Origin of the sequence: Candidatus Fermentibacter sp. (assembly GCA_030373045.1) — a bacterium.
Taxonomy (GTDB): domain Bacteria; phylum Fermentibacterota; class Fermentibacteria; order Fermentibacterales; family Fermentibacteraceae; genus Fermentibacter.
This window is the reverse complement of sequence record JAUCPW010000044.1, coordinates 77,656-85,172: the sequence shown is the minus strand read 5'-3', so window position 1 is coordinate 85,172 and position 7,517 is coordinate 77,656. Positions and strand designations below refer to the sequence as shown.

The 7,517-nt window shown below is 69.2% G+C and carries 6 protein-coding genes; all 6 read right to left on the bottom strand.

Annotated features, from left to right (window positions below; genetic code table 11):
• Nucleotides 1-75: 75 nt before the first annotated feature.
• The gene (gene feoB / locus QUS11_07950) at nt 76-2,085 is read right to left on the bottom strand and encodes a ferrous iron transport protein B (GenBank protein MDM7993230.1); all 2,010 of its coding nucleotides are present in this window, start codon (nt 2,083-2,085) and stop codon (nt 76-78) included.
• Nucleotides 2,082-2,810: a metal-dependent transcriptional regulator gene (locus QUS11_07945; GenBank protein MDM7993229.1), complete on the bottom strand. Its 729-nt coding sequence runs from the start codon at nt 2,808-2,810 to the stop codon at nt 2,082-2,084. Before QUS11_07945 ends, feoB begins: the two co-directional genes overlap by 4 nt.
• Before the next feature lie 98 nt (nt 2,811-2,908).
• Nucleotides 2,909-4,696, bottom strand: a complete 1,788-nt coding sequence (locus QUS11_07940) for a radical SAM protein (protein MDM7993228.1) — start codon at nt 4,694-4,696, stop codon at nt 2,909-2,911.
• 1 nt (nt 4,697) lies between these two features.
• Complete coding sequence (locus QUS11_07935) at nt 4,698-5,522, bottom strand: hypothetical protein (protein MDM7993227.1); 825 nt, start codon at nt 5,520-5,522, stop codon at nt 4,698-4,700.
• Entirely contained in the window at nt 5,522-6,814 is a 1,293-nt protein-coding gene (locus tag QUS11_07930) for an MFS transporter (GenBank protein ID MDM7993226.1), read from the bottom strand. The genes QUS11_07935 and QUS11_07930 overlap by 1 nt, the downstream gene beginning before the upstream one ends.
• Nucleotides 6,811-7,491, bottom strand: coding sequence for an HAD hydrolase-like protein (locus QUS11_07925; GenBank protein MDM7993225.1), 681 nt, complete (start codon nt 7,489-7,491; stop codon nt 6,811-6,813). Before QUS11_07925 ends, QUS11_07930 begins: the two co-directional genes overlap by 4 nt.
• Nucleotides 7,492-7,517 lie beyond the last annotated feature (26 nt).

Below are 7,517 nucleotides of genomic sequence, written 5' to 3'. Positions count from 1 at the left end.
GATCTACACCGTTCGGAACTCGTCGGCAGCGTCAGATGTGTATAAGAGACAGATCCCGTTCCGGCCGCCGGCGTTCTAGCCGAGCAGCGTCTTCACCGCGAACGCGGCCAGCCAGGCGAGGGCGGTCAGGGCCGCATACTGGCCGAGAGCCATCTTCCAGCTCCGCGTCTCACGGGCCGTCACGGCGACCGCCGACAGGCACGGCGCCGAGATCAGCATGAAGACGACAAGGGCGGCGCCGGTGCCGGGCGAGTATCGTGAGGACATCTCGTGCGCGAGGCCGGCGTCGCCTCCTCCGCCGAGGGACGCGAGTATCGCCATCTGGGAGATGAAGAGCTCCCTGGCGCCGATCGAGCCGGTCAGTGCAGTCGCGATCCTCCAGTCGAAGCCCAGGGGCTCGACCAGGGGTTCCAGCGCGTGCCCGAGCCTGCCGGAGAAGGAGGCTTCGAGCGCCTCCGCGGGATCGGCCCCCGCCTGCGGCCTCGGGAAGTAGCCCATCAGCCACAGGGCGGCGGAGAAGGCCAGGATCACCGTCCCGGCCTTGGCCAGGTAGTGGCTCACGCGCGCCCAGACGTGCCTGGTGAGGGCCCTGGCGGTCGGGAGCCTGTACGGGGGCAGCTCCATGACGAAGGGCGAGTCCCCCCCGCGGATGACGGACCGGGTGAGGAACCTCGCCGCGAGGAGGGCGAGCAGGATGCCCAGCCCGTACGTGAGGATCAGCACGGCGGCCTGCCTGCCCGGGAAGAAGGCGCCCGCGACCAGCAGGAAGACCGGCAGGCGTGCGCCGCAGGAGAAGAGCGGCAGAACGAGGATGGTGGCCAGCCTGTCGCGCCTGCTCTCGATCGTGCGGGTCGCGAGGACGGCGGGAACCGTGCAGCCGAATCCCAGCAGCATCGGGATGATACTCCGGCCGTTGAGCCCGAACCTGTGCATCAGGCCGTCGGTCAGAAAGGCGGCGCGGGCCATGTACCCCGTGTCCTCCATGAGGGAGATGGCGAGGAAGAGCACCGAGATCCCGGGGACGTAGAGCAGGACTCCCCCCACTCCGCCGATGATCCCGTCCGTCACGAGGGAGCGCAGGGCTCCTTCCGGCAGGGCCCGCCCGATCCCTTCCGACAGCAGCCCGAACAGGGATCCGATCAGCCCCTCCAGCGGGGCGGAAGCCTGGAAGGTCAGCCAGAACGTGAGGAACATCAGGAGCGCCAGTACGGGGAAGCCGAGATAGCGGTTCAGCACGATCGAATCGATACGCCTTGTGGCGGCCGGCTCCGTGAACCTCCGCCCCGGGACTCCCACCGCCTCCCTCACCAGACCCGCCGCCAGGCCCCTCCTGAGAGCCGCCAGCACCAGCGGGGCCGGATCGCCGTACAGAGCCTCCAGCCTCGCGGCCGCCCGGGTCGACCTGTCTATGACCGCCCCGGCCGCCCCGGGCATCGTTCTCCTGATCATGGCGACGGCTTCGGGGTTGCCCTCGACGAGCATCGATGCCAGCCCGGATGGCGAGAGCCGACCATCCGGCAGCAGGGAGGCCACTTCGGCTATCTGCTCCTCAGCGTCTCCTCCGAGGCGCAGGGGCCTGGCGTGAACGGTCCCGGCGGCCGCGCCGGCTATCGCCTCCAGGAGGGCGTCGATGCCCTCGCCCGTCCTGCCGACCGTCGCCACGACCGGCACTCCGAGCCTGTCGGAGAGAATCCCCATATCGGGCATCCTGCCTTCCGCCGAAGCCTCGTCGCACATGTTGAGCGCGACGACGAGCCTCGTCCCGAGGCGGGCGAGCTGGATCGTCAGGAGCAGGTTCCGCTCGAGGTTCCTGGCGTCGAGGACGTCGAGGATGATGTCGCCGGGATTGTCCAGGATGTACCTGACGGCGACGGCCTCGTCCTCCGAGGCGGGGGCGAGGCTGTACTGCCCCGGCAGGTCGACGAAGCGGAAAAGCGATTCGCCGCAGGCGCGGGAGCCGCATGCGAGCTCGACGGTGACGCCGGGGTAGTTGCCCTCGTGGGCCGATGCACCGGTCAGGCGGTTGAAGATCGTGGACTTGCCGGTATTGGGGTTTCCGGCCAGCAGTACCCTGATCTCGTTCATGCCAGCGGCTCCACCTCGACGGACCTCGCCTCCGCGCGCCTGAGGGAGAGCGCGAATCCGTCGAGGGCTATCTCGACGGGGCCTCCCAGGGGCGCCCTGCGGAGGACCTCGACTTCGACTCCTGGAAGGATGCCCATGTCGGCGAGCCTCTGCCTGATCCGGCAGGCGGCGTGGAGATGGACTATCCTGGCCCTGGATCCCTTTGGGATGTCGGAAAGGCCGGTTCCGGCATGAACGGCTCCGCCCCCCGTCCCGTGGCCGCGGCGGCCGTGCCCCGGGGGACCGTCCTCCTCGCCCCCCCTGGGCTCGGACCTGAGGTATGCGTCCCTGAGCCTCTCCCCGCCGCAGGATCTGGAATCCGCGAACTGCTGGAAGGCCACCAGGTGGGACAGGGTGTCGCGGCTCAGGACGTGCTCCATCGAGCAGGCGTCCCTCTCCGCGTCGGAAGGATTCACACCGAGGAGATCCCTCAGGAAGGAGACGAGGAAGTCGTGCGTGGACGAAAGCCTGCCGGCCGCCCTGGCCCCCTCCCCGGTGAGCGAGATGGTGCCGGAGGCGCCCTTCTGGTATTCGAGCAGGCCCTCCCTGTCGAGCTTCGCCAGCGCCTCGCAGACGCTCGCCATGCTCACGCCCCTCGCCCTGGCTATGTCGGCGACGCGCACGCGGCCGGTGTCGCGCGAGAGATCGTGGACCACCCTCAGGTAGTCCTCCATGCTCCGGGTCATGTCCATGCCCCAATATTAGGCTTGCCTAATAATAGGTCAACTCCTCCAGAACGCTTTTAACTCCTTTAACTTTCTCTAGCTGAAACGGAGCGGAGCCCCTATTCGGACCCCAGGTGGATCGTGCACCAGAGTTTCTCGAGAAGCTCGGACTCGAAGAAGACGGAGAGCGGATCGTCGATTGAGCCCGACAGCTCCGCGAGATCCCAGCCCCCGCCGCGCAGCCTCGTGCCGATGCCCAGCCCGTCGAGCTCGTGGGGGAGAGCGCCGGGAGAATCAGCGTCGGCGACCACCGTGCACTCGCACGCCAGCCCGTCGAGCCAGGCCCTGTCGAACGCGCCCGGATCGCGCAGGAGGGTGGAAACCCTGAGGTTCCCGTCGAGGCCGTGCCTCGCGGCCATGCGTGAGGAGTAGTCGTTCACGGGGGCCAGGCATCTGATCCAGTCCGGGAGATCGGAGGGGAACGGCCCCCGGGGCTCGAGCACCACGTCCAGGACGCAGAAGGGATCGGCCTCGATCCTCCTCCGCACCAGGGCCGCGATCCTCTCCCTGTGACTCCAGAGGTCGCACGACGAAAGCCTCAGGCTCCCGTGCCGGAACGAAGGCGGATCGCCCCCGGGGCCGCGGCCGGTGTCCAGGTCGACCGTCTCGGTCCCGGGCCAGCCCTCGATCAGGAGCGGTCTGGGTACGAGATCGGCGTCGTAGCCCAGGATGTCCGATATCTCCTCGCGCGCGGCATGCAGCTCGCCGACGCCACCCCAGGGGGTCTCGACCACGTAGTAGGGCGGTCTGTCCATGAAGGAGACCCCGTATCCCGCGGCGAAACTCCTTATCCCGGTCCCCGGCAGCGCCGACAGGTAGAAGGCCTGGACCCTCGATCCGGCCCCGGCGTCCGCCAGCATGCGCGCAGCCTCGACCGGGCCGTTCCTCGTGTCACCCGGGAGCCCCAGGATGATGTCAACGACGGGTGAGATCCCGTGCCCGCCCAGCATCGCGGCGGCGGCGACCACCCTCGGGGGATCGGAGGGCCTGCCGCAGATCTCCAGCGCGCGCCTGTCCGATGTCTGGAGCCCCAGTTCGACGGTCTCGAACCCCGCGGCACGGAGAGCCTCCGCCGCCGTGTCATCGAGCCCCTCGCCCCTGAGCTCGGCGAAGCACCTCTGCCCGAGACCCGCGAGCCCGGCGAGGAGTTCGTCGAAGCCCGGCCTCGCGTTGAACGTGGGGTCGATGAAGACGAGCTCCCGCCCCCCCAGCGCGGACAGCTTCCTGACGAGCGCCGACGCCTCCGGGGCGGGCATGACCCGTGGTACGGGGTGCCTCCTCCTGTAGCTGCAGTAGACGCAGCCCGACGGGCATCCCCTGACCGTCTCGACCATCACCGAGCCGTCATCTCCGGGCGCGATCACGCCCGAGAGCCAGGGGTCGGGCCAGGTTCCCGGCGCGAAGTCCTGGAATCCCGTCGAGATCAGCGTGCCCTGCGGTATGCCGGCATCCCCGACCAGGATCCGGGCCGCGGGCTCGCCCTCGCCCGACACGAGGACGTCGAATGCTCCGGAAGAAACCAGCCATTCGTTGTCGGGGTGCACCTCGGGCCCTCCTGCGATCAGCCTCGCCGAAGGGAGGGCCTTCCTCAGGAGGGAGGCCAGATATGCAGACCGCTCGGCGTTCCAGGAGTAGAGCGTGAAACCGACGGTGTCCGGCCCCCTTGCGGCGATGACGTCCGCCAGGGCCCTGTCGCCGAGCAAGTCGACCTCGTCACGCCCGAGCACCGACGAGCCGTCGAGCCCGAGGGCCGCAGCGAGGATCCCCCCTGCGAGGGGCGTGTTCCCGGTGGGCTCGAAGGCCGCCGTCCCGTTGAGGGGGAGCTGGACCAGCAGGATGCCGGACATCTCAGGAACCCGTCGAGAACAGCCCGGTGACCATCGCCGCGAGGAGGAGCGGATAGGGGAGGAGGGCCATGACCATGCCGGCCGGGTGGTGGACCCTGCCCCGGTCGAGGCACAGGGCGAGCGACACGGCGGATACCGCCAGCAGGGCCGCGGCGGACACATCTGCCGCTCTCGGGAAGCCCGCCTCCGACAGGGCGCCGGCTGCGACCGAGGCCGCAAGGAAGAAGGACGTCGCGGCCAGCGCCCGCCGGCCGATGGCTTCCGAAGCCGCCAGGGGCGGGGGTTCCTCGCCGAACAGCCTGGCCCCCCGCGACGACATCCTGCCGAGGTAGACCGCGGAAGAGGAGAACGAAACGGCCGATGCGACAGTGGCCGCGACCACCGAGAACCCGGAGACGAGCGCAGGAGCGCCGCCGCCGCCCGCCGCCCCGTATCCGGCCGCGGCCATCACCATCACGAGGAAGGCCTGGAGGGTCTGCTGCAGCGCAGTGACGGTGAGCAGCGGCCAGCTCTTGACCACGCGGCGGCCCAGCACCCTTATGAACTGGAGCAGGAGCAGCGCCGTGGTGAGCTGGCCGAGGGGGGAGACCGTCACCGCCCCTTCGGTGGCTTCGGCCACGAGCACCCAGAGCAGCCCGAATACCACGAACTGGACCACCCGTATGAACCTGTACCTTCTGCGGAACACCTCGATCCTGCCCCGGAGGGAGGGAGTGAGGCCGTCCCCCGTCCGGTCTGGGTCGTCCAGGAGCCTGAGCCGGCTCGTCCGGAGGAAGAGCTCCTCGAGGAGCACGGCCGCAATGCAACCCAGCGCAACCGCAAGCATCAGACGACCTCCGGATCCCTGACGAACGAAAGGACCGCTCCGCCGGCCAGGAACAGCACGGCCACGGCAAGTATCGCCGCTCTGCCCTCTCCGGTCACGTCCCTGACCAGGGCGAAGAGCAGCGGTCCGAAGATGCTGGCGAAGCGCGTCGAGACCGAGAAGAAGCCGAAATACTCGGCGTTCCGTCCCGGCGGGACGAGCCTCGAGAAGAAGCTCCTGCTCACTGCCTGCATGCCGCCCTGGAACAGCCCGACCAGGACCGCCAGGACCATGAAGTCAGCGGAATCGTCCATGCCCGATGCGAGAAGGACGATCGCGAGATATGCCGCTATGCCTCCCAGCAGGGCCTTCCGCGCGCCGATCCTCCCCGCGGCCCGTCCGAAACCCAGGCTTCCGGGCACTCCGACGATCTGGGTCACGAGGAGGGCCCCGACCAGCGAGGAGGTGTCCAGGCCGAGATCCGACTTGCCGTAGACGCTCGCCATCAGGATGACGGTCTGGATGCCGTCGTTGTACAGCAGGAAGGCGATCAGGAAGAGCCTCAGGTCTCTCCGCGACATGACGTCCCTGGCCGTGCCCGCGAGCATCCCGGCCGCCTCGCGCAGCGATCCGCGGGCCCTCCCGGCCGGACCGCCCTCGTGCACGAACAGGAACAGCGGGATCGAGAACACCGCCCACCATACCGCCACGGTGGCGAAACCGGCCCTCGAGGCGGCTGCCGCGTCGGCCAGCCCGAACATGCCGGGCCGCGCGATCATCAGGGTGTTCAGGGCGAGCAGCAGCCCCCCGCCGAGGTAGCCCAGCGCGAAGCCGCCCGACGAGACGGAGTCCCGCTCGCCTGCGCTGCGCGAGACATCCCCGAGCAACGAGTTGTAGAAGACCTGTGCCCCCGAGAACCCGACCTCTCCGACCGCCAGGAAGGCCAGGGTGTAGAGGACCGTTCCCGGCCCGGAGAGCGAGAGCATGGCCGACGACGCGATCCCGAGCGCGGCGGAGGAGGCCAGCCAGACCTTCCGCCTGCCGCCCGCGTCGGCCAGGGCGCCCGCGACCGGCGACGCGACGGCGACCAGCAGGGCCGCGATCGAGGCCGCGTAGCCCCAGAGCGAAGTGGGGCTTCCCGATACATCCCAGAAAAGCAGCCGGAACGAGACTTCGGCGCTCCCGCCGCAAACCACCGAAGCGAAGTAGACCGGGAGCACGGCGGCTACGATGGTCGTCACGAAGGCGGAATCGGCCCAGTCGTACAGGCCCCAGGCCAGCCTGGGCGACATCCGGCCCTTCAGGCTCTTCATCCGAAGATGATCCGCTCGACCGTCTCCGTGGAGGAGAGGTCCGGAAGCACGGCATCCGCCCCGCACTCCGCGAGGGTCTCGACACCGTACGGCCCTGTGGCCACGCCGAGGGTCCGCAGGTTCCAGTCGCGCCCGCAGGATACGTCGTGAGGCGTGTCACCGACGATCCACGTGTCGGCCGGGCTGGGGCGCCGGCCGCACACCGCCTCGGCCATCCCGAGCGCGTGGGGTATGAGCTCCCTCCTCATCCTGCCGCATTCCGCGAACGCACCGAACCTGAAGTACCGGTCGATGCCGCAGGCCGCGAGCTTGAGGAAGGCGCCCTCCTTCCAGTTCCCCGTGAGGAGGCCGAAGCACGCATCCTCCCTGCGGGTAAGCAGGTCCAGCAGTTCGTTCACACCCCCCAGCACCGAGGCGGGCCATCCCGCCGAGAGCCTGCCCGCGAGGTTCCTGATGTAGGCCTCCCGGACCCGCGACACCATGTCGTCCGACGGTGCGAGGCCGTTGGCGGAGAGGCCGTCCTCGACGATCAGCCTGTCCGTCCTGCCCGCGAACTCGACTCCCTCGAACCCGCGCTCGATGCCGAACAGGTCGGACATCGCCGCGTCGAGCGAGGCCATCCCCGCTCCTCTGGCGGAGATCAGCGTCATGTCGACATCCAGGAGTATCAGCTTCAATCGTGTTCTCCGATGCAACGAGGACG